The 21,396-nt window shown below is 73.3% G+C and carries 26 protein-coding genes; 15 read left to right on the top strand and 11 right to left on the bottom strand.

Going from position 1 to position 21,396, the window contains the following annotated elements:
- The first annotated feature begins 535 nt into the window (after positions 1-535).
- The 5 genes from GXW83_RS31950 to GXW83_RS31935 all read left to right on the top strand — a co-directional run bounded on the left by GXW83_RS31950 (position 536) and on the right by GXW83_RS31935 (position 4,103).
- Complete coding sequence (locus GXW83_RS31950; protein WP_182446487.1) at positions 536-1,507, top strand: hypothetical protein; 972 nt, start codon at positions 536-538, stop codon at positions 1,505-1,507.
- A gap of 214 nt (positions 1,508-1,721) precedes the next feature.
- Positions 1,722-2,447: a DUF2993 domain-containing protein gene (locus tag GXW83_RS31945; protein ID WP_182446486.1), complete on the top strand. Its 726-nt coding sequence runs from the start codon at positions 1,722-1,724 to the stop codon at positions 2,445-2,447.
- 241 nt (positions 2,448-2,688) lie between these two features.
- Complete coding sequence (locus GXW83_RS35485) at positions 2,689-2,805, top strand: Ms5788A family Cys-rich leader peptide (protein WP_370466902.1); 117 nt, start codon at positions 2,689-2,691, stop codon at positions 2,803-2,805.
- Between the two features lie 132 nt (positions 2,806-2,937).
- Positions 2,938-3,780, top strand: coding sequence for a sulfurtransferase (locus tag GXW83_RS31940; RefSeq protein WP_182446485.1), 843 nt, complete (start codon positions 2,938-2,940; stop codon positions 3,778-3,780).
- Between the two features lie 32 nt (positions 3,781-3,812).
- Entirely contained in the window at positions 3,813-4,103 is a 291-nt protein-coding gene (locus GXW83_RS31935; protein ID WP_182446484.1) for a DUF1416 domain-containing protein, read from the top strand.
- A gap of 71 nt (positions 4,104-4,174) precedes the next feature.
- Here the strand turns inward: GXW83_RS31935 and GXW83_RS31930 are convergent, their stop codons facing one another.
- Complete coding sequence (locus GXW83_RS31930) at positions 4,175-4,537, bottom strand: DsrE family protein (protein WP_182446483.1); 363 nt, start codon at positions 4,535-4,537, stop codon at positions 4,175-4,177.
- A gap of 217 nt (positions 4,538-4,754) precedes the next feature.
- Between GXW83_RS31930 and GXW83_RS31925 the strand changes: the two genes are divergently transcribed.
- The 3 genes from GXW83_RS31925 (at position 4,755) to GXW83_RS31915 (ending at position 6,913) form a co-directional block, all read left to right on the top strand.
- Positions 4,755-5,357 carry an FABP family protein gene (locus GXW83_RS31925; RefSeq protein WP_182446482.1) on the top strand — a complete coding sequence of 201 codons (603 nt, stop codon included), beginning with the start codon at positions 4,755-4,757 and terminating at the stop codon, positions 5,355-5,357.
- Positions 5,358-5,441: 84 nt separating this feature from the next.
- A complete protein-coding gene (locus tag GXW83_RS31920; RefSeq protein ID WP_182446481.1) occupies positions 5,442-5,942 on the top strand; it encodes a Fur family transcriptional regulator in 501 nt (166 codons plus the stop codon).
- Between the two features lie 2 nt (positions 5,943-5,944).
- Positions 5,945-6,913 carry a folate-binding protein YgfZ gene (locus GXW83_RS31915; RefSeq protein WP_182447693.1) on the top strand — a complete coding sequence of 323 codons (969 nt, stop codon included), beginning with the start codon at positions 5,945-5,947 and terminating at the stop codon, positions 6,911-6,913.
- A 63-nt stretch (positions 6,914-6,976) separates the two neighbouring features.
- Here GXW83_RS31915 and dtd read toward each other — a convergent pair whose 3' ends face one another.
- Positions 6,977-7,402, bottom strand: coding sequence for a D-aminoacyl-tRNA deacylase (gene dtd, locus GXW83_RS31910; protein WP_182446480.1), 426 nt, complete (start codon positions 7,400-7,402; stop codon positions 6,977-6,979).
- 216 nt (positions 7,403-7,618) lie between these two features.
- Here dtd and GXW83_RS31905 point away from each other — a divergent pair, with 216 nt between their 5' ends.
- Both GXW83_RS31905 and GXW83_RS31900 read left to right on the top strand, forming a co-directional pair.
- Complete coding sequence (locus GXW83_RS31905; protein WP_370466828.1) at positions 7,619-8,167, top strand: aerial mycelium formation protein; 549 nt, start codon at positions 7,619-7,621, stop codon at positions 8,165-8,167.
- A 6-nt stretch (positions 8,168-8,173) separates the two neighbouring features.
- Positions 8,174-9,190, top strand: coding sequence for an asparaginase (locus tag GXW83_RS31900; RefSeq protein WP_182446479.1), 1,017 nt, complete (start codon positions 8,174-8,176; stop codon positions 9,188-9,190).
- A gap of 27 nt (positions 9,191-9,217) precedes the next feature.
- Here the strand turns inward: GXW83_RS31900 and GXW83_RS31895 are convergent, their stop codons facing one another.
- Both GXW83_RS31895 and GXW83_RS31890 read right to left on the bottom strand, forming a co-directional pair.
- A complete protein-coding gene (locus tag GXW83_RS31895; RefSeq protein WP_182446478.1) occupies positions 9,218-9,790 on the bottom strand; it encodes a YbjN domain-containing protein in 573 nt (190 codons plus the stop codon).
- Positions 9,777-11,147, bottom strand: a complete 1,371-nt coding sequence (locus tag GXW83_RS31890; protein WP_182447691.1) for a glycosyltransferase — start codon at positions 11,145-11,147, stop codon at positions 9,777-9,779. Before GXW83_RS31890 ends, GXW83_RS31895 begins: the two co-directional genes overlap by 14 nt.
- Before the next feature lie 318 nt (positions 11,148-11,465).
- Between GXW83_RS31890 and GXW83_RS31885 the strand changes: the two genes are divergently transcribed.
- Positions 11,466-12,209, top strand: a complete 744-nt coding sequence (locus GXW83_RS31885) for a class I SAM-dependent methyltransferase (protein WP_225447590.1) — start codon at positions 11,466-11,468, stop codon at positions 12,207-12,209.
- 45 nt (positions 12,210-12,254) lie between these two features.
- Here the strand turns inward: GXW83_RS31885 and GXW83_RS31880 are convergent, their stop codons facing one another.
- Entirely contained in the window at positions 12,255-12,833 is a 579-nt protein-coding gene (locus GXW83_RS31880; protein WP_182446477.1) for an O-acetyl-ADP-ribose deacetylase, read from the bottom strand.
- A 251-nt stretch (positions 12,834-13,084) separates the two neighbouring features.
- Here GXW83_RS31880 and GXW83_RS31875 point away from each other — a divergent pair, with 251 nt between their 5' ends.
- Positions 13,085-14,488, top strand: coding sequence for a PP2C family protein-serine/threonine phosphatase (locus GXW83_RS31875; protein WP_182446476.1), 1,404 nt, complete (start codon positions 13,085-13,087; stop codon positions 14,486-14,488).
- Positions 14,489-14,560: 72 nt separating this feature from the next.
- Here the strand turns inward: GXW83_RS31875 and GXW83_RS31870 are convergent, their stop codons facing one another.
- The 3 genes from GXW83_RS31870 to GXW83_RS31860 all read right to left on the bottom strand — a co-directional run bounded on the left by GXW83_RS31870 (position 14,561) and on the right by GXW83_RS31860 (position 16,038).
- The gene (locus tag GXW83_RS31870; RefSeq protein WP_182446475.1) at positions 14,561-14,926 is read right to left on the bottom strand and encodes a DUF2516 family protein; all 366 of its coding nucleotides are present in this window, start codon (positions 14,924-14,926) and stop codon (positions 14,561-14,563) included.
- A 122-nt stretch (positions 14,927-15,048) separates the two neighbouring features.
- Positions 15,049-15,621, bottom strand: a complete 573-nt coding sequence (locus GXW83_RS31865; RefSeq protein ID WP_182446474.1) for a hypothetical protein — start codon at positions 15,619-15,621, stop codon at positions 15,049-15,051.
- Positions 15,622-15,645: 24 nt separating this feature from the next.
- Complete coding sequence (locus GXW83_RS31860) at positions 15,646-16,038, bottom strand: helix-turn-helix domain-containing protein (RefSeq protein WP_182446473.1); 393 nt, start codon at positions 16,036-16,038, stop codon at positions 15,646-15,648.
- Positions 16,039-16,791: 753 nt separating this feature from the next.
- Here GXW83_RS31860 and GXW83_RS31855 point away from each other — a divergent pair.
- Both GXW83_RS31855 and GXW83_RS31850 read left to right on the top strand, forming a co-directional pair.
- Complete coding sequence (locus GXW83_RS31855) at positions 16,792-17,019, top strand: hypothetical protein (RefSeq protein WP_182446472.1); 228 nt, start codon at positions 16,792-16,794, stop codon at positions 17,017-17,019.
- Positions 17,020-17,069: 50 nt separating this feature from the next.
- Positions 17,070-17,747 carry a hypothetical protein gene (locus GXW83_RS31850; protein ID WP_182446471.1) on the top strand — a complete coding sequence of 226 codons (678 nt, stop codon included), beginning with the start codon at positions 17,070-17,072 and terminating at the stop codon, positions 17,745-17,747.
- A 104-nt stretch (positions 17,748-17,851) separates the two neighbouring features.
- Here GXW83_RS31850 and GXW83_RS31845 read toward each other — a convergent pair whose 3' ends face one another.
- The 3 genes from GXW83_RS31845 to GXW83_RS31835 form a co-directional block, all read right to left on the bottom strand.
- On the bottom strand, positions 17,852-18,151 hold the full coding sequence (locus GXW83_RS31845) for a hypothetical protein (protein ID WP_182446470.1): 300 nt from the start codon (positions 18,149-18,151) through the stop codon (positions 17,852-17,854).
- 198 nt (positions 18,152-18,349) lie between these two features.
- Positions 18,350-18,487, bottom strand: coding sequence for a hypothetical protein (locus tag GXW83_RS31840; RefSeq protein ID WP_182446469.1), 138 nt, complete (start codon positions 18,485-18,487; stop codon positions 18,350-18,352).
- Between the two features lie 519 nt (positions 18,488-19,006).
- Complete coding sequence (locus GXW83_RS31835) at positions 19,007-19,636, bottom strand: TetR/AcrR family transcriptional regulator (protein ID WP_182446468.1); 630 nt, start codon at positions 19,634-19,636, stop codon at positions 19,007-19,009.
- Between the two features lie 101 nt (positions 19,637-19,737).
- On the opposite strand from GXW83_RS31835, the gene GXW83_RS31830 reads away from it, so the two are divergent.
- A complete protein-coding gene (locus GXW83_RS31830; RefSeq protein WP_182446467.1) occupies positions 19,738-21,363 on the top strand; it encodes an FAD-dependent oxidoreductase in 1,626 nt (541 codons plus the stop codon).
- Positions 21,364-21,396 lie beyond the last annotated feature (33 nt).

Below are 21,396 nucleotides of genomic sequence, written 5' to 3'. Positions count from 1 at the left end.
CCCCTTCCCGCCCGGCACGCCGGCCCCCGGCCAGACCGCCAACTTCCCGCCCGGTGCCGGTCCGGGCGCTGGCGCGCCGTCGCACGGCCCCGGCCCCTTCCCGACTGGCGCGCCCGCGTCGGACCAGGGCGCGGGCTTCCCGCCCGGCGCGGGTCCGGGCTCCGGCGCGCCGTCGCACGGTCCTGGTCCCTTCCCACCGGGCGCGGGCCCGGCCGGGACGAGTGGCTATCCCGGCGCGGGCACCGATCACCTCGGCTCCGGGCCGTCCCCGGCCGGCGCGCCCGCGTCGGGCCAGGGTGGGGGCTTCGCGCCCGGCCAGGGCACCGGTTATCCGGGGGCGGGCCCGGCGCAGGCCGGTGGGTACTCGCCCGCGTCCGGGGCTGGGCAGGCGTCGGGGCCGGGTGCGGCGCAGGTCGGTGGTTATGCGTTCGGGGCCGGGGCTGGGCAGGTGTCCGATCCGGCGTCCGCGTCCGCGTCCGCGTCCGGGGCTGGGGGCGCGGTTGCGCCGGAGGCCGGGGGGTGGGCGGATGCGCCGGTGGCGTACGGGCCGCCGGCGTCGTTCCGGGAGGCGTTCACCTCGGCGCAGCCGACCGGCCCGGCGGGGGCGTTCGCGCCGCCGCCTCCGGCGCCGCTCGGAGCGGAGCCCGGCGGGTCGCTGCGCGAGGCGTTCGCCGCCGCGCAGCCGACCGGGCCGCAGGCCCCGTTCGCGGTGCCCGCGCCTGCCGCCGCGCCGGTTCCGGCGGCGCGCAAGGGGTCGCCGATCATCGATCCGGGGCTGCAGCCCGCCGCGGCGACCCTCGGTCTGGCGGTGCTGATCGCGCTGGCCGCGCTCCTCGGGCGGACGGCCGTGGTCGTGCCGACGCTGCTGCTGCAGGCGGTGACCGCCGCCGGGTGGTTCCGGCTGAACGGCATGTGGCCCGCCCGGCAGGGCATCGCCCTGGCCGCCCTGGGCGGCTTCACCGCGGATGCGGCGATGCTGGCCGCGGGCGGCGGCACCGCTCCGGCGGTGCTGGCGGGCACGCTCGGCGGGTTCTTCCTGCTGGTGCTGATCCTGCAGATCTTCCGCCCGAGCAATCCGGACGAGCGTTTCTACGCGCTGACCGTCAGTGCCTCGGCCACGCTGATGACGGTGCTGGCCGGGGCCTATCCGGCGGCGGCGACGCTGACCCGTCACGGCTGGTCGACCGGCGCGGTGGTCACCGCCGGCGCGCTGGCCGCCGGCGCGGCGACGCTGGTGTCGGCGGTGCCCCGGGTACCGGCGCCGGTGGGTTTCGGCGCGGGCGCGGTGGCGGGGCTGCTGTGCGGTGCGGCGGTGGGCAGCGCGACCGGCCTGGGCCTGGACGGCGCGCTGGTCGGCCTGGCGGCCGGGGCCTGCGCGCTGGTCGGACGCCGGGTCGCGGCGTACGACTTCCCGTCGCGATTCGTGCACTTCACCGCCGGGATCGCGGTGCCGCTGGCCTGCGCGGCGCCGGTGGTCTACCTGGCCGGGCGGCTGCTCGCGCGCTGAGCGGGCAGACGACTGCCGGCCGGGCGTCCGGCACCGGGCGCCGGCCGTCCGGGCCGTCCGGGTCGAGCGCCTGAGCGACCGGCGACCGGGCGACCGGACGGTCCGGCGCCTGGGTCACACTGGAGCGGGCGTACTGGGAGCGGGCGAAGGGGCCGGGCAACCGAGGTTGCCCGGCCCGGCGTCTCCCCGGGCGAGGCCACGGAGGGAATCCCACATGCGTGCCATACGACGTACGATCATCGTCCTGGTGATCCTGTTCGGGCTGTTCGTAGCCGCGGACCGGATCGCCGTCCACGTCGCCCAGTCGCAGGTCGCCGACAAGCTGCAGACGGCCCGGGGGCTGGCGCAGAAGCCGAGTGTGAGCATCGAGGGCTTCCCGTTCCTGACCCAGCTGGCGGGCGGCAAGCTGGACGAGGTCAAGGTGCACGCCACCGGCATGACCGTGCACGGCACGAGCGGCGGCCCGAACGTCACGCTGCAGGACTTCGAGGCCGACCTGAAGGGCGTCCGGCTGGAGAACGACTACTCCACGGCGGTGGCCGACACCGCCACCGGTACGGCGGTCATCTCGTACGCCGATCTGACCGCCGCGCTGCCCAGCCACCCGGCCCTGAGCTACGGCGGCGACAGCAAGGTGAAGGTCTCGGCCACGGTGGACCTGCCGTTCTTCGGCAAGCAGGCGCTCTCCGGGACGGCGGACGTGAACGTGGTGAACGGCGACACCATCGGCCTGGCCGACATCAGCGGCATCACCGGCGGCGACAGCGCCTCCGCGCTGGGCGTCGCCGCGCTGCAGGCGGCGGGCGCCATGCTGGAGCCCCAGTTCCGGCTGTCGGGCCTGCCCAGCGGGCTCAAGCTGGCCCGGATCCAGGCCGAGCCGGACGGCATCGCGGTGAGCGTGTCCGGGACCGGCGTGTCGCTGAGCAGCACCAGCGACTGACCCCGGGCAGGGCCCAGACTGGGAGCGGGCCGCGCCCGGACGCCCGCACCTTCGCGGTGCGGGCCCCGACGCGTCCCTGTCGCGTCCGATCGGCGAGACGGAGTGTCCACCTTCGTCCCGCCGGATCGGGCCCGCGGGGCCGCCGAGGGTTCGGGCGCAGCCTGCCGGGGTGGCCGGACGCCCGCCGGGCCGCCCCTCATATCAATATGCGGAGCATTATGTCTCACTATTCAAGACATCAATGACAGCGCCGTCCTCGTTGCCTAGCATCGACAGCATGAAGCGACAGGTAGATCTCACGAAGCGGCGGGCGGTCGACCTGTGCCGCGTGGCTGCCTGCCTCTGTCGAATGCGCTGACGGGGTCCTTCGCGGCCTCCGCACGTCCGCTGATCTGATCCCTGCCGCGCCGTCTCACCATCCGAGCCTCCCCTTCGGACAACCCTGCGCGCGGCGACCCTTCCGCAATTGCCCCGGATGGAGAATCCCCCGATGAGCCGCAGTGACGTACTCGTAAGCGCCGACTGGGTCCAGGACCACCTGGACGACCCCAAGGTCGTCGTGGTCGAGGTCGACGAGGACACCGCCGCCTACGACAAGAACCACATCCGCAACGCCGTCCGGATCGACTGGAAGAAGGACCTCCAGGACCCGGTCCGCCGCGACTTCGTCGACCAGGCCGGCTTCGAGGCGCTGCTGTCCGCCAAGGGCATCGCCAACGACGACACCGTCGTGCTCTACGGCGGCAACAACAACTGGTTCGCCTCCTACGCGTTCTGGTACTTCAAGCTCTACGGCCACGGCGACGTCCGCCTGCTCGACGGCGGCCGCAAGAAGTGGGAGCTCGACTCCCGCGACCTGGTCGACGGCTCCGAGGTCCCCGACCGCCCGGCCACCCACTACCAGGCGCAGGCCCAGGACACCTCCATCCGCGCCTTCCGCGACGACGTCGTGGCCGCCATCGGCAACAAGAACCTGGTCGACGTGCGTTCGCCGGACGAGTTCTCCGGCCGCCTGCTCGCCCCGGCGCACCTCCCGCAGGAGCAGTCGCAGCGCCCCGGCCACGTGCCCAGCGCCCGCAACATCCCGTGGTCGAAGAACGCCAACGACGACGGCACGTTCAAGTCGGACGAGGAACTGAAGGCCCTGTACGAGGCCGAGAACGTCGACCTCGGCAAGGACACCATCGCCTACTGCCGCATCGGCGAGCGCTCCGCGCTCACCTGGTTCGTGCTGCACCAGCTGCTCGGCCAGACCAACGTCAAGAACTACGACGGCTCCTGGACCGAGTACGGCAGCCTCGTGGGCGTGCCGATCGAGCTCGGCTCCAACTGAGTCCCGGCCCACCCCTAAGGAGACCCAAAGACATGTGTGGTGCGAAGGCCGGCGGCCCCGATCTTGCAGGAGTTGACGTGGCGAGTGAGACGATCATCCAGGGCTCGGTGACCCGCGACGGCGAGCCCGTCAGCGGCTACGTGCGGCTGCTGGACGAGGGCGGCGAGTTCACCGCCGAGGTGCCCACCTCCGCGACCGGCCAGTTCCGGTTCTTCGCCGCCCCCGGCACCTGGACGCTGCGCGCGCTCATCCCCGGCGCGACCGTGGACCGGGTCGTCGCCGCGACCCGCGGCGCGGTGGCCGAGGTCGCCATCGCGGTCTGACACCACCAGGTCGTACCCCGTCGCCCCGCCCGGTCCGCCCGGGCGGGGCGACGGCTGTTCGGTGGGCCCGGTCAGTAGACCAGGGCCTGCACGCCGTCCGCCATGATCTCGCTGACGAACACCTGCGCGCCGGCGATCCGGACCCCGTCCAGCACGTCCTCCTGGGTGATCCCGCGCCGGGCCGCGCACTGCGTGCACAGCGTCACCTGCCCCCCGGCGGTCAGCGCCTCCAGCAGCTCGGGCAGCGGGGCGGCGTGCGGCAGCTCGAACTCGGCCGCCCGGCCGGGCAGGGCGAACCAGCTGGACTCGCCGGTCAGCCACAGCGACACCTCGACCCCGCTGGCGACGGCGACCGCCGCCACCGTGAACGCCTGCGAGCAGCGCTCCGGCGCGTCCGCGCCGGCCGTGACCTTGACAACCAGTTTCTTCGACATGCGGGCAACCCTATGCAGCGGACGCGTGGCGAGGCCCACCGCGAGCGGCGGGTGCGGGCACATTAGACTGGGGAACCGCGCGCCCGCCGTCCGTCACCGCACGAGGAGCAGACCATGCTCGTAGACTTCTACGACACCTTGCTGGCCATCATGGCCATCGTCATCATCTGGTTCGCCGCCTACTCGGTGAAGAAGCTCTACCAGGGCCAGCGCTGACATGATCGAGATCCCCTCCGGCCTGCACAAGGACGTCGTGTCGCTGGCCTTCCTCCTCGGCACCTGGGAGGGGGCGGGGGTGCACGCCGCGCTCCCCGGGCAGGGCGACCCCGAGACCGAGAAGTGCAACTTCGGCCAGGAGCTGGTCTTCCGGCACGACGGCCGCCCGTTCATCGAGTACCGCTCCCGCACCTGGGTGCTGGACTCCGAGGGCGCCAAGGTGCGCCCGCTGGAGAACGAGGCCGGCTTCTGGCGGGTCACCGGCAACCCGCACGGCACCACCGGTACGCGCGAGATCGAGTGCTCCCTGGTGCGTGACGACGGCACCGTCGAGATCTGGTACGGCGAGCTGGCCGACGGCAAGCCGCAGATCGACCTGGTCACCGACGCCGTCGCCCGGGTCGCCGACAGCGCCCCCTACTCCGGCGGCAAGCGGCTCTACGGCCTGGTCAACGGCGAGCTGATGTGGGTCGGCGAGAAGTCCGCCCCCGAGACGCCGCTGCGCCCGTACATGTCGGGCCAGCTGAAGAAGGTGCTCAACCCGGCGCAGCTGGTCGAGTCCGTGGCCGACCTCCCGGACGACGGCATCGCCTTCTTCCGCTGACTGCGGAGCCCTTCAGGGAACGTCCCGCGCCCCCCTAGACTCGGGGGTGCGGGACGTCGTCGTTGAGGGTTGAGGGGCACGGGAGTGACTGGCACCGACTGGCAGAGCGACTTGCGGGCGCGCGGCTACCGGCTCACGCCGCAGCGCCAACTGGTACTGCAGGCCGTGGGCGCGCTGGAGCACGCCACCCCGGACGACATCCTCACCGAGGTGCGCCGGACGGCGACCGGCGTCAACATCTCCACGGTCTACCGCACGCTGGACCTGCTGGAGGAGCTGGACCTGGTCTCGCACGCCCACCTGGGCCACGGCGCGCCGACCTACCACCTGGCCGACCGCGACCAGCACCTGCACCTGGTCTGCCGCGACTGCGAGCAGGTCACCGAGACCGATGTGGCGCTCGCCGCGCCGTTCGTGGAATCCCTGCGGGCCGTCCACGGTTTCGAGACGGACATGAAGCACTTCGCCATCTTCGGCCGCTGCCGCGACTGCAGCCGCGACCGGGAGCGCGCGCGCTCCGACCACCACGGCGCCCCCTCCGGCGCCGACGCCAGCCACCGCCCCGGTAAGGACGCCCACTCGTGACCGTGCCCCCCAGCCCGCTGCTCTCCCTGCCCGGCGCCGTCGCCGCCGACGGGGTGGACGAGCCCGTGGCCGCGCACTACGGCGAGCTGTTCCGCGAGCAGCGCGAGCTGGCGGCGGGGCGCGGCTTCGTCGACCTCTCGCACCGGGGCGTGGTCACCGTCTCCGGCCCGGACCGGCTGAGCTGGCTGCACCTGCTGCTGACCCAGCACGTCAGCGCGCTGCCGCCGCAGCAGGCCATCGAGGCGTTGATCCTGTCGCCGCACGGCCACATCGAGCACGCGCTGTACCTGGTCGACGACGGCGCCACCACCTGGGCGCACGTGGAGCCGGGCACCGAGGGCGAGTTGGTGTCCTACCTGGAGAAGATGAAGTTCTTCAACCAGGTCGAGATCGCCGACGCCACCGCCGACTACGCCGTGGTGCACCTGCCGGCTGGCTCCACGGCCGACGCCGCGGGCGCCGCCGCCGTCCGCGAGCTGCCGTACGGCCGGGACCTGTTCCTGCCGCGCGCCGCGCTGGCCACCGCGACCGCCGGCTACGGCGCGCCCGCCGGGCTGTGGGCCTACGAGGCGCTGCGGATCGAGGGCCACCGCCCGCGGCTGGGCTTCGAGACCGACCACCGCACCATCCCGCACGAGCTGGGCTGGCTGGAGAGCGCGGTCCACCTCAACAAGGGCTGCTACCGGGGGCAGGAGACGGTCGCCCGGGTCAACAACCTCGGCCGCCCGCCGCGCCGCCTGGTCTTCCTGCACCTGGACGGCAGCATGGAGGTGCTGCCCGGGCACGGCGCCGAGGTCAGGGTCGCGGCCGACGGCCCGGACGCGCGTCCGGTCGGCTTCGTGACCTCCTCGGCCCGGCACCACGAGCTCGGCCCGGTGGCGCTGGCGCTGGTCAAGCGGAACACCCCGGTGGACGCCGGACTGCTGGCCGGGGGCGTCCCGGCGACGCAGGAGGTCGTCGTCCCGCAGTGACGGCGCTGCGGTGACGGGGCTTCGGTGACAGGGCTGCGGTGACAGGGCTGCGGTGACGGATCGTCAGAAGTCCAGCACCAGGGTGAACGGGCCGTCGTTGACGAGCGAGACCTTCATGTCCGCGCCGAAGCGTCCGGTCTCCACGGTCGCGCCGAGCGCCCGCAGTCGGGCCACCACCTCGTCCACCAGCGGCTCGGCGACCGGCCCGGGCGCGGCGGCGTTCCAGGTGGGGCGGCGGCCCTTGCGGGCGTCGCCGTAGAGGGTGAACTGACTGATCACCAGCAGCGGCGCGGCCAGGTCCGAGCAGGACTTCTCGCCCTCGAGGATCCGCACCGACCACAGCTTGCGGGCCAGCAGCGCCGCCTGCTCGGCGGTGTCGTCGTGCGTGACGCCGACCAGGACGCACAGGCCGGGGCCGAGGATCGAGCCCACCACCTCGCCGTCGACGGTCACCTTCGCCTCGGTCACTACCTGAGCCACTGCGCGCATGGGCACCATTGTGCCCGGGGCGCACGGCCCGGAGCACGGGGGGCGCGGGGGAGCGGCCCCGCGCCCCTGGGGCGGTGGCGGCTCCGGCCCTGGGCTGGGCATATGCGCCGGTCGTATGAGCCACCCGCATTCGCCAGGGGGCCGATCGGGTGCTGCCTGCCTGCGCGACTGTGCCGACGGGTGGCACGATGCCAGACTCAGGACGGCGTCGAAGCGGTGACGGACCAGGGGACGGCTGACGTGGTGGGCGACGGGTACGCACGACAGGACGCGGTCGGCGCGCTCGCGCTGATGGGCCTCGAGGACCTGCGCTGCCGGCGCCGCCGGGCCCAGGAGGACGAGGCCGACCTCTCCTACCTGCGCCGCCTGCTGCAGGGCCGGGTGGACATCCTCTGCGCCGAGCTGGCCCGGCGCAGCGGCCGCCGGGCGGCGCCGGACACCCTGCTGGAACAGCTGCCGGTGATCCTGGCGGACGTCCCCTCGCAGGTCCGCAGCTCGGCCCGGCACGTCACGCTGGGCACTCCGCGCAGCGCCGAGTTCCAGTCGCTGGCGGACGAGATCATGGACGACATCGACTGCGCCGACCCGGAGGCCCGGTCCGACGCCGCGCTGCAGGCGGCGTGCATCCGGCTGACCACGCACGAGCGGGCGATCTCGCAGCGCCGCCAGCGGCTGCAGCGGATCGTGGACGAGTGCAGTGCGGAGATCACCCGCAGGTACCGTGAAGGGGAAGCACGCGTCGATGATCTGCTCCTCGGAGGCTGAACCGCCATGACCACCCCGCCCGTTCCGGCGTCCGCCGCACACGCCCCGGCACCCGCCTCCGCCGCGCCCGGCGCACCGACCTCGGCCGTGCTGGCCGAGGTCGTCCGCTCGGGATTCGTCGAGGGCCTGCACCGGGGTTCGCTCGTGGTGCTGGCGCCGGACGGCTCGGTGGAGTTCGCGTTGGGCGCGCCCGGGGCGCCGGTCTTCCCCCGCTCCAGCAACAAGCCGATGCAGGCCGCCGCGGTGCTGCGGACCGGGCTCGACCTGGACGGCGAGCTGCTGGCGCTGGCGGCGGCCAGCCACTCCGCAGAATCGTTTCACCTGGACGCCGTGCAGACCATCCTGACCAGCGCCGGGCTGGGCACGGACGCCCTGCAGACACCCCCCTCCTGGCCGCTGGACGAGGTCGAGCGGGAGGACTGGATACGCTCCGGCGGCCACCCCGAGCCGATCCTGATGGACTGCTCCGGCAAGCACGCCGCGATGCTCGCCGCCTGCGTCGCCAACGGCTGGGACACCGCCACCTACCTGGACCCGGCCCACCCGGTCCAGCAGCAGGTGCTGGCCACCCTCCAGCAGCTCACCGGCGAGCAGGTGCACACCCAGGGCACGGACGGCTGCGGCGCCCCGCTGCTGGCCGTCAGCCTGATCGGCCTGGCCCGGGCCTTCCAGGCCATGCTGCTGGCCGAGGAGGGCAGCCCCGAGCGCCGGGTCGCCGACGCCATGCGCGCCCACCCCGAGTACGTCGCCGGAACCCGCCGCATCGACACCTGGCTGATGCGCGGCCTCCCCGGCGCCATGGCCAAGATGGGCGCGGAGGCGGTCCAGGCGGTGGCCCTGCCGGACGGCCGCGCCCTGGCCTTCAAGATCGACGACGGCGCCTACCGCGCGGTCGGCCCGGTGCTGGCGGCGGTCCTGCGTCGGCTCGGCGTCCCGGCCGCGGGCGACACCCTGAACCGGATCGGCTGCGCGCCGCTGTACGGCGGCGGCAGGCCGGTCGGCGAGATCCGCCCGGCCTTCTAGGCGCCGCCCCCGCCCGCGAGGCGCCGCCTACCGGCCCTCGTCCGGGCCGCCGGGCTCCGACGGCTCGGTGGGGTGCTTCGCCCCGGCCCCGGCGCCGGCCCCGGTCAGGTGGGTGAAGGCGTCCAGGTTGCGGGTGGACTCCCCGCGCTTGGTGCGCCACTCCCACTCGCGCCGGATCGCCGAGGCGAAGCCCAGCTCCAGCAGCGTGTTGAAGGGCTCGTCGGCGTTGGTCAGGACCGTCCCCAGCAGCCGGTCCAGCTCCTGCGGGGTCACCGCCGCCAGCGGCAGCCGGCCGACGAGGTAGACGTCGCCGAGCCGGTCGATGGCGTAGGCCAGGCCGTACATCCGGGTGTTGCGCTCCAACAGCCAGCGGTAGAAGCCCTCGTGGTTCTCGTCCGGGCGGCGCACCACGAAGGCGTTGACGCTCAGCGTGTGCTCGCCGACCCGCAGCGAGCAGGTCGTGGACAGCTTCCGGGTGCCCGGCAGCGTCGCCACGAAGGTGTGGGGATCGCCCGCGGGCTGCTCCCAGGAGACGCCCGCCTCGTCGAGGGCGGTACGCAGTACGGTCAGGGCCGCGGCCCGGAGCTCATCGCTGTCCATGACCCGACGCTACCGCCCCCGCCGCCGCCCGCTGTCGCTCCACCCCCGCGTGCATGGCCTGCCGGTACACCTCGGCGGTGTCGGCGGCGGCCCCGGCCCAGCCGAAGGCGGCGGCGTGCCGGGCGGCCGCCTCGCCCATCCGGGCGACCAGCTCGGGGGCGTCGACCAGGCGGCGCAGCGTCGTGGCCCAGTCCCGGGGGTCGTGCCCGTCGACCAGGAAGCCGGTCTCGCCGTCCCGCACGGCCACCGGCAGGCCCCCGACGGCCGCCGCCACCACGGGCGTGCCGCACGCCTGGGCCTCCAGCGCGACCAGCCCGAAGGACTCGCTGTACGAGGGCATCACCAGCGCGGTCGCGGCCCGGTACCAGTCCGCCAGGGCGGCCTGCTCGACGGGCGGGCGGAAGCGCACGATGTCCGATATGCCGAGCTGGGCGGCCAGCTTGTGCAGGCTCTCCGGGCGGGCCATGCCGCTGCCGCTGGGGCCGCCGACGATCGGGACGACCAGCCGGTCGCGCAGCGCGGGCTCCCGGCGCAGCATCTCGGCGACGGCCCGCAGCAGCACGTCCGGGGCCTTCAGCGGCTGTATCCGCCCGGCGAAGAGGAGGACGGTGGCGTCCCGGGGGAGTCCGAGCCGGCTGCGCAGCCGGTCGCGGTGGTCGCCGGATCCGGCCGGGGCGGCGGCGGCCGCGGCGGTCGGTGCGGCGGCGGCATGGCTGACCGCGTCGCCCACCGCGCCGGTCGGCGAGGCCGAGGCGGGCCGGAACACCTCCAGGTTCACCCCGGGGTGCACCACCGCGAGCTGGTCCGAGCGGGCGTCGTAGTGGTGGACGAGCTGCTCGGCCTCCTCGGTGGTGTTGGCGATGAGGCGGTCGGCGGCGGACACCACCTGGGTCTCGCCGATGATCCGGGCGGGCGGCTCGGGCGTGTCGTCCAGGGCCAGCGAGGCGTTCTTGACCTTGGCCATGGTGTGCATGGTGTGCACCAGCGGGACGCCCCAGCGCTCCGAGGCGAGCCAGCCGACCTGGCCGGAGAGCCAGTAGTGCGAGTGGACCAGGTCGTAGTGGCCCGGCCGGTGGCCCGCCTCGGCGCGCAGCACGCCGTGCGTGAAGGCGCACAGCTGCGCGGGCAGGTCCTCCTTCAGCAGGCCCTCGAACGGCCCGGCGGTGATGTGGCGGACCAGGACGCCCGGGGCCAGTTCCACCGTGGGCGGCAGGTCGGAGGAGGTGGTGCGGGTGAAGATCTCCACCTCGATGCCGCGGTCGGCGAGGCGCTTGGAGAGCTCCACGATGTAGACGTTCATGCCGCCCGCGTCTCCCGTCCCCGGCTGGTGCAGCGGGGAGGTGTGCACGCTGAGCATGGCGATGCGGGAAGGCTGCTGGGGCACCGCTCGTCCTCACTTACGGGGTTGGGAACGCTGTCCTGGGCATGTCCCTGTCTGCGGCCGCTCGACGACCCTTCAACACGATTGCAACAGGCGCGGACGCCCATCGATTCCCCGGGTGGATCCGGGCAGGCGGGGCGGGGTCCGCAGGCCGCGTACGCTGCGGGTGTGTCCAAGGTGAGCGGCGGGGGTGTCGGCGGGGTCGGCGGGGGGACGCGGTCGGGCGTCCGGCGGGCGGCGCGTCCGGTCGGCGCGGTGACCCGGGGCACCACCAACCCCAACCGGCTGCGCCGGATGGACCGCTGGATCGCGGCGGAGCTGGCCCCGGCCCTGCGCCGGGCCGAGGCCGCGCCGGTGGCCGTCGACCTCGGGTACGGGGCCGCGCCGTGGACGGCGGTGGAGCTGTACCAGCGGCTGGCCTCGGTACGGTCCGACGTCCGGGTGGTCGGCATCGAGATCGAGCCGGACCGGGTCGCGCTCGCCCAACGCTACGCGCTCCCGCCCGGCCTCACCTTTCGCCGCGGCGGCTTCGAGGTCCCGCTGGACGCCCCGGCCGGTCCCGGCGGCGGGGCGCTGCTGATCCGGGCCGCCAACGTGCTGCGCCAGTACGACGAGGGCCAGGTCGCGGACGCCTGGGCGCTGCTGTGCGGGCGGCTGGCGCCGGGCGGGCTGCTGGTCGAGGGCACCTGCGACGAGATCGGCCGGCGCCAGGTGTGGGTCGCACTGGACCGCGGCGGCCCGCGCACGGTGACCTTCGCGGCCCGGCTGGGCGGCCTGGAGCGCCCGTCCGACCTGGCCGAACGGCTGCCGAAGGCGTTGATCCACCGCAATGTGCCGGGCGAGCCGGTCCATGCCCTGCTGCGCGACCTGGACCGGGCCTGGGCCGCCGCCGCGCCCTACGGGGACTTCGGCGCGCGGCAGCGCTGGATCGCCATGGCCCGGGCGGTCGCCGGGGACTGGCCGGTCCTGGGCGGCCCGCGCCGGTGGCGGCAGGGCGAGCTGACCGTCCGCTGGGAGGCCGTTGCGCCGACCGGATGATTTATTCGAACGAGTTATCGAATTGTATGGAGATTTGACATCCCCTCAGTCCACCATGGACCCATGCGCCACCCCCTCGTCCCCGTCGCCGCCTTCGTCGAGCCGCTCCAGCGCTCGTTCGAACACCCTGAACGCCTCCGCGTCGAACAGGACGAAGCGGGCCTCGGCCGGCGCCCCCGGGATCTCGCGGGCGGCCGCCCGGACGGTGGACAGGGCGATCCGGGCGGCGTCGGCCATCGGCCAGCCGTAGACCCCGGCGGAGACGGCCGGCAGCGCCAGCGTCCGCACGCCCAGCTCCGCCGCCACCCGCAGCGACTCGCGGTAGCAGGAGGCCAGCAGCGCGGCCCGGCCCGGATCGGCGGCGTCGTACACCGGCCCCACGGTGTGGATCACCCACCGGGCGGGCAGATCCCCGGCCGTGGTGGCCACCGCCTGCCCGGTGGGCAGGCCCCGGCCGTACTGCGAGGCGCGCAGCGCCCGGCAGGCGGCCAGGATCTCCGGCCCGCCGCGCCGGTGGATCGCGCCGTCCACCCCGCCCCCGCCGAGCAGCGAGGAGTTGGCGGCGTTCACCACCGCGTCCACCTGCTGTCGGGTGATGTCACCCTGAACCAAAGTGATCTCCATCACGTACCCCTCTCGTCGGTGTGCACGCTATCGGCCCCGGCAGCGCCCCTGCCCTGGGATTTCCGCCGCACCGTGCGGACGCCCACGGCCCCCGACCCGCGGGTGGATTCCGCCTGCCGGTGTGACGTGCCGTACGGAGGGGGTGTGGAGATCACGTTAGGGTCACGGGAAAGCTCCAGGATTGCGGTGTTGGATGGGCACTGCACCCGTCGCCCAACCGTTGCACAGCCGGGGAGAGGGAGGTATCGCTGATGCCCGCCATCGAGAGCGCGCACGAGCAGCAGTCGAGCGCGCCCACCGGCACGCCCATACCGCGCCCGCGCCTCGCCCCCGTCCCGGCGGCCCCGGCCTCCCCGGCGGCCCTGGCGCCTGCGGTTGCTTCGGCGCCTGCGGCTGCTCCGGCGCTGTCGGCGACGACCGCTGCCGCGGCGGTCACCGCCATGTCCGCCCTGGCCTCGATCTCTCCGGCGGTCGCGCTGTCCGTGCTGGTCGTCGACGACGATCCGGGCGACGCCGAGACCGTGCGCAACCTGCTCGCCGAGGTCGCCTCCGACGTCCAGGTCCGCTGCGCGCGCACCCTGGACGAGGCCGAGGCGATGCTCACCGCGGACACCGCCTGCGTCCTGCTGGACCTCGAACTGCCCGAAGCCGGCGGCCTCGACGGCCTGCGCCGGCTGCTGCGCCGGGCCCCGCGCACCGCCGTCCTGGCCGTCACCGGCACCGCCGACGTCTACCTGGGCGCCGCCGCGGTCGCCGCGGGCGCCCAGGACTTCCTGGTCAAGCAGGAGATGGACGGGCGGCTGCTCACCCGGGCCGTCCGCTACGCCGTCGAGCGCAAGCGCGCCGACGAGTCCCAGCGCCGCCTGGTCGAGGCCGAGCTGCGCGGCCAGGAGAACGCCCGGTTGCAGCGGCACCTGCTGCCGACCCCGCTGCTGGACGGCTCCGGCCTGACCTTCCACGCCCGCTACCGGCCCGGACGCCGCCGCGCGCTGCTCGGCGGCGACTTCTACGACGCCGTCCGCACCTCCGACGGCAGCGTCCACGTCGTCATCGGCGACGTCTGCGGCCACGGCCCGGACGAGGCCGCCCTCGGCGTCGCCCTGCGGATCGCCTGGCGCACCCTGGTCTTCGCCGGCCTCACCGGCGAGGCCCTGCTCGGCACCCTGCAACGGGTACTGGAGCACGAGCGCCGCAGCGAGGAGATCTTCGCCACGCTGTGCATGCTCGCCATCGACCCCGACGCCGAGTACGCCGAACTGCACCTCGCCGGGCACCCCGCGCCGCTGCTGCTGCGCGAGTTCCGCCCGCCGGAGCTGCTGCCGTACGACAACGGCGGCCCGGCCCTCGGGCTGCTGCCGCTGGACGCCCCGGCCGAGGCCGAGCAGTGGCCGCCGACCAAGGTCCGCCTCGGCGACGAGTGGAGCCTGATGCTCTACACCGACGGCCTGATCGAGGGCCGGATAGGCGCGGGCACGCGGCGCCTCGGGCAGGAGGGGCTGATCGGCATGGTCGCCGACCACCAGCAGAGCGGGCTGCGCGACGAACTGCTGATCGACACGGCCATGTCCGAGGTCGAGGACCTCAACGGCGGCGCGCTCGCCGACGATGTCGCGGTGCTGCTGCTGAGCCGCCCGCCGACCGCCCCCGCGGTCTGACCGGGGGCGCTCGGCGGGCGGCTCGGCCGCTCGCGCACCCGGGTTCACCCGGGCCGACTGCCGGACCTGGGGCTACCAGGGCCCGTACGGCCCCATGTGGTCGTTCTTGCCGTTCCGGCCCTTGCGCGGCGGCGTGATGGCCCGCACCCGCGGGCGAACGTCGACCATGTAGACGATCGCCGCGACCAGCCCGGCCAGCACCAGCATGGTGCTCAGGAAGCCGCCGATCGGGATGATCGACACGGCCACGGCCAGGCCCAGGATGATCAGCCAGAACGCCTTGGTCTGCTTGTCGACGGCCGGGAACGCGTCCTTGCGCCGGATCAGCGCGTCCACGAAGGCGACCAGCTCGAACAGCAGCACGACAATCGTGAGGTAGGCGAGGACGTTGTTGAAGCCGTCGACCAGGACGCCACTCACGGCATAGTGCGGGATCATCGTCTCTCCTCGGCCCGGGACTCCATGAAACGCATCGTCCCACGCGTCGCCCCCCTTGCGGGGGAAACGCCCGGGGCGCGCCGGGCGTGCCCGACGCGCCCCACGGGATCACCCGCCCGGTGTCACTCCTTGGACGCGCCCTTGCGCTGGGCGGGCCGCTTGGCGGCGGGCTTCGCCGGAGCCTCGGGCTCCACGAACTCGGCGACCTCGATCACCTCGTCCACGGCCGCGTCCGAGACCCGGTCCACACCGGCCGCGAAGGCGTCCGCCTTGGACTCGGCCTTGACCGCGATCCCGGCCAGATCGTCCGCGGTGTCCTTGCGCTGCCGGTCGACGACGACCTTGCCGCGCTCGGCCAACTCGTCGTACACCTCGCGGGCCTTCACGGCCAGCTCGGCGGCGCGGCCCACCGACTGCAGGGCCAGGCCCTGGGCCTTCTCCTGCAGCGACTTCAGGTCGGTCGGCAGGGTGCTGACGCTCTCGGCGACCTTGGCCTGCGCCTCGGTCAGCCTCGCCCCGGCCTCCTGAAGGCGGGCCGTGGCCTTCTCCTGCGCGGCCCGGCGGTCCGCGGCGATCGCGGCGGCCCGCTCGGGCACCTCGCGCAGCTTCTCCACGGCGAAGTCGCCGGCGCCGGCCAGGGCGTAGAGCGGGGTGGGGTCGGAAAGGGTCTTGCGCAGGTCATCGGTGATAGGCATGGGAGTTCCTCCCCTTAGTAGGGATCAAGAGTCGGGATCGACCCGGGTCGTGCTGTCACTGGTCCCGTGCTCCTTCTCGTTCTCCTTGAGGAAGGAGTCGTAGACGGCGAGCAGCACCTGCTTCTGCCGCTCGTTGATCAACGGGTCCGCAAAGATCGCCGCCCGGAGCCCCAGGCCGGCCTCTTCGCGCTCCTCGAGGATCCCCGCCTGCACGTACAGCGTCTCCGCCGAGATCCGCAGCGCCTTGGCGATCTGCTGCAGAATCTCCGCGCTCGGCCTGCGCAGCCCGCGCTCGATCTGGCTGAGGTACGGGTTGGACACCCCAGCCGCCTCCGCGAGCTGCCGCAGCGAGTACTGCGCGTGCCGCCGCTGCTCGCGGATGTACTCCCCGAGCGAGCCGACGTTCAGTGAGGCCATGGCTCCACTCTGCCCCCGAATGCTAACTATTGCAAGCACATCGCTTGCAACTGTCGTCGTTGCTCGTGTGCCTGAGCACTACAGATGGCCATTTTTCAGGGTTGATGGCCAAAGTTTTCGGGCTACTTGGCCAGACGGTGCAGGGTTCTCGGCCAAGGAGTCAGCATCGGGTGAGACCTTCGTTGCGTTCGATGATCTCGGTGATGTTGTCCCGGGCCCGGATTGGCGGCGGTGACACAGCCGGTCTCACCGGATGACCGGCACTCAGATGTCCATGTTCGGTTCACCGCGAACGGCGTACGCCAGCAGCCGGGCATCGTCCAAGCAGGCCGGGGGAGCGAAAGGCCGAACCGCTGCTCGATGATGCCGAGTGCCCGGCGGTCGGCGCCCGCACGTTGCTCGCCTTCGGGGGCTATGAGCGTGCTCCCGCCGGGCTGAAGCACCTGTCCGGCTATCAGATCGGGAAGCAGCAGCTCAGGCTGCCGGCCCCAGCGCACGTTCTCCTCGCCGAGTCCGAACCCGCAGAGTGTGACCCCGTCCCGGGCGTAGAAGACGAGGGCAGGAGGATGGTTCCTGCCACTCCGGGTCCTCCCACAGCTCAACGATGGTGCGTCCCTCGAAGCCGTGGGTCGTCCCCCGCCAGCTCCTGGTCCTGGGCCAGGCGGAACGCAGCCGCAAGATCCTTTTGGTAGGGACCGGTGTTCGCCCATCCATTACCGCCCACGGCTGGGTGCGGTCAACCCTGACGGGGCAATGAGCCTGTTCGCGCTCCTGGTCGACCATTCGCCGGAAGTATTCCAGCGCTTCGCAGAGGACTACTACGAGGTCTCCGTGGACCTGGGGGCGGTGGGCCAGGTGTATGCCCTGCGGCCACTGAGCCAGGAAGTCGTGTCGTCGCTGAACCCTGAGATCGGCTTGGCAGACCTGGCAGAGGACATTTCCGGGATCGGCCATCCGCATCCGGGCCAGCGGTCGGTCTGAATGCCGACTCGCGGGTGTCACCGGTCAGCATCTCTGGCAAGATCGCCCGCATGAGATTTCGCCGCGTCCACCTGCGCGCGGGCAAGGACGGCGGTCTGCCCGTAGGTCCGCTGACCGGCTCTCCGGACGAGGCGACCGAAGACGTTGCGGCCGTCGGACCCGACATCGAACACGATGCCGACGGGCGGGTCACCCCCGAGTCGTTGGCGGCGGTCCGAGCGGCCGCGGAGCGGGGCCTGCCGGTGGCCATGGCCAACTACGGGACGGTGTTGCACTCGGCCGGTGACCAGGCCGGCGCGCTGCACTGGTACACCAGGTCCTGGGAAGCTGGGAATGTCGTTGCCGGATTCAACCTCGGCACGTTGCACTGGAGGGCCGGGAACCGGCACCAGGCGCGGCTCATCTGGGAGCTGGCCGCTACCCGTGGCGACGTCGACGCCATGCTCGGCCTGGTCCGGCTGGCCTTCGAGCAGGACGACCGGCCGACGATCGAGCGCTGGGTGCCGCGGATCTACGCCCAGGATCTGGCCTTTCCGATCACTGCGGTAGGAGTCGCCTTCGGCGCGCGCGGCCACACCTCGGAAGCCCTGCGCGCCTTTACGATCGCCGGGAACCTGGGCGACGCCTATGCCATGGAGTACCGCGCGGAGATCCTCGAAGCCCGCGGCGAGCGCGAGCAGGCCGACACCCTGCGGGCCCGCGCGGCCGAGGCTGAACGCATGTACTGACCGAGGGCAGCGGCACTTCCCGGGGCTGTACCCGTCAGCCCCTCGAGCTGAACACCGGCCGTGCCGATCCAGTCGAGTCGATCGGACGGTTGGGCTGATGTGGTTCACGGGGTTCCGTCCTGGTCGATCAGCTGTGCCGCGAACCGCAACTGCTCCGCCGTCAGCGTCACCCCGTCGGGCCCGCGCACCGGGGAGCCGAGGTCGGCGTACCAGCGCAGGACGTCGGCCTGCCGGCGGCGCTTCTCTGCCGCGATGACCTGCTTGCCCCTCCTGGACCAGAACTCGGATCTGGCACGCTCGTCGGCGGCTATCTCCTCGAACTCGGCGCGCATCGACTGAAGGGCCAGGGCTGCGAGCGCGACGAGGCCGGCGAACACGCCCAGGGCGATGTACAGCCAGATCACGATTTCTCCCCCGGAGTCTCCCGCGCGGGTGCCACGGCGGGCCCGACGATCGGGTGCGGCCTGATCCGCGTCATGCCGGGATCGTCCAGGGGGCCGGGGTCTGCGGATCACACATCTGGACGGTCCTTGCTACGGCCTCCGGCGGGTCTCCGACTCGACGTGAGCCGCTCGCAGCCGTGGGGGACATCACTCGGCAGTTCACCAGAAGGCCGTGGCGGGCGCGTGCGGGGTGATCGCCTGGCTTCCCCGCCAGCCCGGGAGTGCGGGCAGGGGCCCGAACCAGTCCGGGTCGGTGGCCCTGGCGGCGCCCTCCGCGACAACCACCAGTGGGGTCATGGGTGTGACCTGTAGCGACGCCTTCCTGCTCAGGCGGAAACCTGCCCGGTGCCGGCCACAGCGGAGACGCGCTCCGACGCAGTGTTCCGTGCCGACTTGCCGAGTTTCCCGCCAGTCGATCGTCGTAACCCACCACTGCCGCCTCCGGTCTGGCCCCCACGCAGGACCTCACTTCATAGAGAGAGGCGGCGACGGGTGCGGGTTGTCACCGCGGCCGTTCTTTCGCCGCATCACCACCACGGCGGGCAGCGGGGCGGGCCCCAGAGCACGGCTGACTGCGACGCCTGCCACTGATCGCGCTCTCCCGCCGACGATGCCGAACTGTTCGGCGCCCCCGGTGGACCCTCTCGCGGTAGCCGGCCCGGCGCGCTCGGCGGTGCCTGATGGGCGGGTGACTGCTCGCAGCCGCCAGCCAGGGTGCGGGAGCCGGTCGGCCAAGCACTGCCGGGAGGGGGAGCCCAGCCGGGATTCCGGCTGCTGGCGGCAGTCGACGGTTCGGGAAGGGGACGCGCCGGGAGCCTAGGAGCCGGGCTGGACGGTGGTGCGCTCGGACCGTGCAGGGCTGACCAGGGGCAGGAATATCGTGTCCACGATGTCCTCGATGCCGTCGTCCGGCATGGCCTGGAAGGTCATCAGGGCGTGGTGGCGCAGCAGGTCCATCGGCAGCGACCGGATGCGCGGGGTCAGCCGGTCCGGGTCGGCCTCGCCGCGTTCGACGGCTGCCGCGAGGATCTGCTCGAGCACCGGCTCCTGTCCCCTGAGCAGGACCTCGCGCAGGTCGGAGAGGGTCTCGCCGGTCTCCTGGTAGTAGCCGCCGAGCTGCACGCCCAGCACGGTGGCGAAGTCGAGGCGGGAGTCGTTGACCTCGTGCAGCAGGGCGATCAGGTCGCCGCGCAGGCTTCCGGTGTCCGGCACCGGGGACGTCCGGGCCACTCCGGCGTGGGTGATGGTGGCGTGCAGCAGGTCGTTCCGGCTGGCCCACCGGCGGGCGAGCACCGGGCGACTGGTGCCGGCATGGGTGGCCACCGCCTCCAGGGTGAATCCGGCGTAGCCGTTCTCGCGCAGCACCGCCCACGCCGCGGCGAGCAGCGCCTCCTCGAGCGCGGTGCCGCGACGGCGCTGGGGTGACTGAACTTTTTCAGGATGCACTTGCGCATCTTATCAGGCGTGCGTACGCTCATGGATAAGATACGTAGCTGCATCTAATTGGCGGCTCGGTGCGTCGCATCGGCTGCTGGGGGAGGCCCGCCATGAACGAGCACCAGAGGAACGACATCCGGACCATCGACGACCGGACCATCGACATCCGGACCGACGTCCTCGTCGTCGGCGCCGGCCCGGTCGGTCTGACGCTGGCCTGCGACCTGGCCCGGCGAGGCGTCGCCTGCCTGGTCATCGAGCGGGACGCGACCGCCAACCGCGCGTCCAAGGCCAAGACCATCCAGTCCCGTTCGCTGGAGGTGCTGGACGACCTGGGCGCCGTCGGGCACGTGGTGCGCCGGGGCCTCGCCGACCTGCCGCTGCGGTTCCACGACGCGTCCGGCGGCGTGACCGACCGGCCGTCGATCACGGTCCGCGCCAGGGACTCCTTCCACACCCCCTACCCGGACGCGCTCTGGATCGGGCAGTTCGACGTCGAGCACGCGCTGCGCGAGCGGCTGCGCGAACTGGGCGGCTCGGTGCAGTACCGGACGGAGGCGGTCGACCTGGTGCAGGACGCGTACGGGGTCACGGCCACCCTGCGCACGCCGGACGGCGACCGCACGGTCCGGGCCCGCTACGCGGTGGGGACGGACGGCGGCAGGAGCACCGTCCGCAAGCTGGTCGGGCTCCCGCTGGAGGGCGAGACCCGCGAGCAGGAGCGCTGGTACATCGGCGATGTCACGCTCACCGGCCTCGACCGCGACCACATGCACGTCTGGCCGTCCGGCGAGGGCATGATCGTCCTCACGCCGCTGCCGCACAGCGAGCTGTGGCAGCTTCAGGCCCCCATCCCGGAGGGCGCGGAGCCGGCCGTCCCGAGCCGCGAGCTGTACCAGCGGCTGCTCGACGCGCGCAACGCCGGGGTGACCCTGACGAGCGCCGACTGGCTCTCGGTCTACCGCGTCAACATCCGTATGGTGACCGACTACCGCAGCGGGCGGGTACTGCTCGCGGGCGACGCCGCGCATGTGCACTCGCCCGCCGGCGGGCAGGGCATGAACACCGGCATCCAGGACGCCTACAACCTCGGCTGGAAGCTGGGCGCGGTCGTCCAGGGCGCCTCCCCCGACCTGCTGGACAGCTACTCCGCCGAACGGGCGCCGGTCGCCCGGGCCGTGCTCGCCCTGAGCACCGAGAAGCTGGACCGGACGACCGAGCGGATCGGCGGCGACGCCGACACCCTGGGCGCCGCCCTCGGCGAACTCGCCGACGACGCCGTGACGACCGGCCTCGGCATCAGCTACGCCGAGCACGGCGGCGACCACGCCGGCGACCGTCTTGGGGGGCCGGTCGCCGGGGACCGGGCGCCCAACGCCACCGGCCTGCGCGGCCCCGGCTTCACCGGCGGCCTGTTCGACCTCACCCGCGGCCCGCAGTGGAACCTGTTCGCCTTCGACAGCGACACCGACAGTGACGCCCTGGCCCTGGCCGACCTCGCCCGGCCGAACACCCTGCACGTGCACCGGATCACCACCGACCCCGGCGACGGAATCCTCGACGCCGACGGCCAGTTCCAGCGGATATACGCGCCGCACCGAGGCGAACTCGTACTCGTCCGCCCGGACGGCCACATCGCCGCCCGCCTCCCCGGCGACCGCGCCGCCGAGCTGGCCGACCACCTCCCCTTCGCGGCGGCACCGACCCGCAACACGGCGGCCGCCGCGCGCAGGTGAGGCAGGAACCGCTGCGCGGCGCTCCGGTCCCCC

It is taken from the genome of Streptacidiphilus sp. PB12-B1b (genome assembly GCF_014084125.1).
GTDB lineage: Bacteria > Actinomycetota > Actinomycetes > Streptomycetales > Streptomycetaceae > Streptacidiphilus.
Note: the sequence above shows the minus strand (reverse complement) of the source record. Positions and strands in the feature narration are given on the sequence as shown.

What these genes read in the sequence shown, in the direction of transcription:
- GXW83_RS31870 (WP_182446475.1), bottom strand. Translation starts at nt 14,926, where the DNA reads ATGATCCCGCACTATGCCGTGAGTGGCGTCCTGGTCGACGGCTTCAAC.
- GXW83_RS31925 (WP_182446482.1), top strand. Translation starts at nt 4,755, where the DNA reads ATGATCGAGATCCCCTCCGGCCTGCACAAGGACGTCGTGTCGCTGGCC.
- GXW83_RS31875 (WP_182446476.1), top strand. Translation starts at nt 13,085, where the DNA reads ATGCCCGCCATCGAGAGCGCGCACGAGCAGCAGTCGAGCGCGCCCACC.
- GXW83_RS31880 (WP_182446477.1), bottom strand. Translation starts at nt 12,833, where the DNA reads ATGGAGATCACTTTGGTTCAGGGTGACATCACCCGACAGCAGGTGGAC.
- GXW83_RS31855 (WP_182446472.1), top strand. Translation starts at nt 16,792, where the DNA reads ATGAGCCTGTTCGCGCTCCTGGTCGACCATTCGCCGGAAGTATTCCAG.
- GXW83_RS31940 (WP_182446485.1), top strand. Translation starts at nt 2,938, where the DNA reads ATGAGCCGCAGTGACGTACTCGTAAGCGCCGACTGGGTCCAGGACCAC.
- GXW83_RS31865 (WP_182446474.1), bottom strand. Translation starts at nt 15,621, where the DNA reads ATGCCTATCACCGATGACCTGCGCAAGACCCTTTCCGACCCCACCCCG.
- dtd (WP_182446480.1), bottom strand. Translation starts at nt 7,402, where the DNA reads ATGCGCGCAGTGGCTCAGGTAGTGACCGAGGCGAAGGTGACCGTCGAC.
- GXW83_RS35485 (WP_370466902.1), top strand. Translation starts at nt 2,689, where the DNA reads ATGACAGCGCCGTCCTCGTTGCCTAGCATCGACAGCATGAAGCGACAG.
- GXW83_RS31930 (WP_182446483.1), bottom strand. Translation starts at nt 4,537, where the DNA reads ATGTCGAAGAAACTGGTTGTCAAGGTCACGGCCGGCGCGGACGCGCCG.
- GXW83_RS31860 (WP_182446473.1), bottom strand. Translation starts at nt 16,038, where the DNA reads ATGGCCTCACTGAACGTCGGCTCGCTCGGGGAGTACATCCGCGAGCAG.
- GXW83_RS31885 (WP_225447590.1), top strand. Translation starts at nt 11,466, where the DNA reads ATGGACCGCTGGATCGCGGCGGAGCTGGCCCCGGCCCTGCGCCGGGCC.
- GXW83_RS31900 (WP_182446479.1), top strand. Translation starts at nt 8,174, where the DNA reads ATGACCACCCCGCCCGTTCCGGCGTCCGCCGCACACGCCCCGGCACCC.
- GXW83_RS31850 (WP_182446471.1), top strand. Translation starts at nt 17,070, where the DNA reads ATGAGATTTCGCCGCGTCCACCTGCGCGCGGGCAAGGACGGCGGTCTG.
- GXW83_RS31945 (WP_182446486.1), top strand. Translation starts at nt 1,722, where the DNA reads ATGCGTGCCATACGACGTACGATCATCGTCCTGGTGATCCTGTTCGGG.
- GXW83_RS31935 (WP_182446484.1), top strand. Translation starts at nt 3,813, where the DNA reads ATGTGTGGTGCGAAGGCCGGCGGCCCCGATCTTGCAGGAGTTGACGTG.
- GXW83_RS31830 (WP_182446467.1), top strand. Translation starts at nt 19,738, where the DNA reads ATGAACGAGCACCAGAGGAACGACATCCGGACCATCGACGACCGGACC.
- GXW83_RS31895 (WP_182446478.1), bottom strand. Translation starts at nt 9,790, where the DNA reads ATGGACAGCGATGAGCTCCGGGCCGCGGCCCTGACCGTACTGCGTACC.
- GXW83_RS31840 (WP_182446469.1), bottom strand. Translation starts at nt 18,487, where the DNA reads ATGACCCCACTGGTGGTTGTCGCGGAGGGCGCCGCCAGGGCCACCGAC.
- GXW83_RS31890 (WP_182447691.1), bottom strand. Translation starts at nt 11,147, where the DNA reads ATGCTCAGCGTGCACACCTCCCCGCTGCACCAGCCGGGGACGGGAGAC.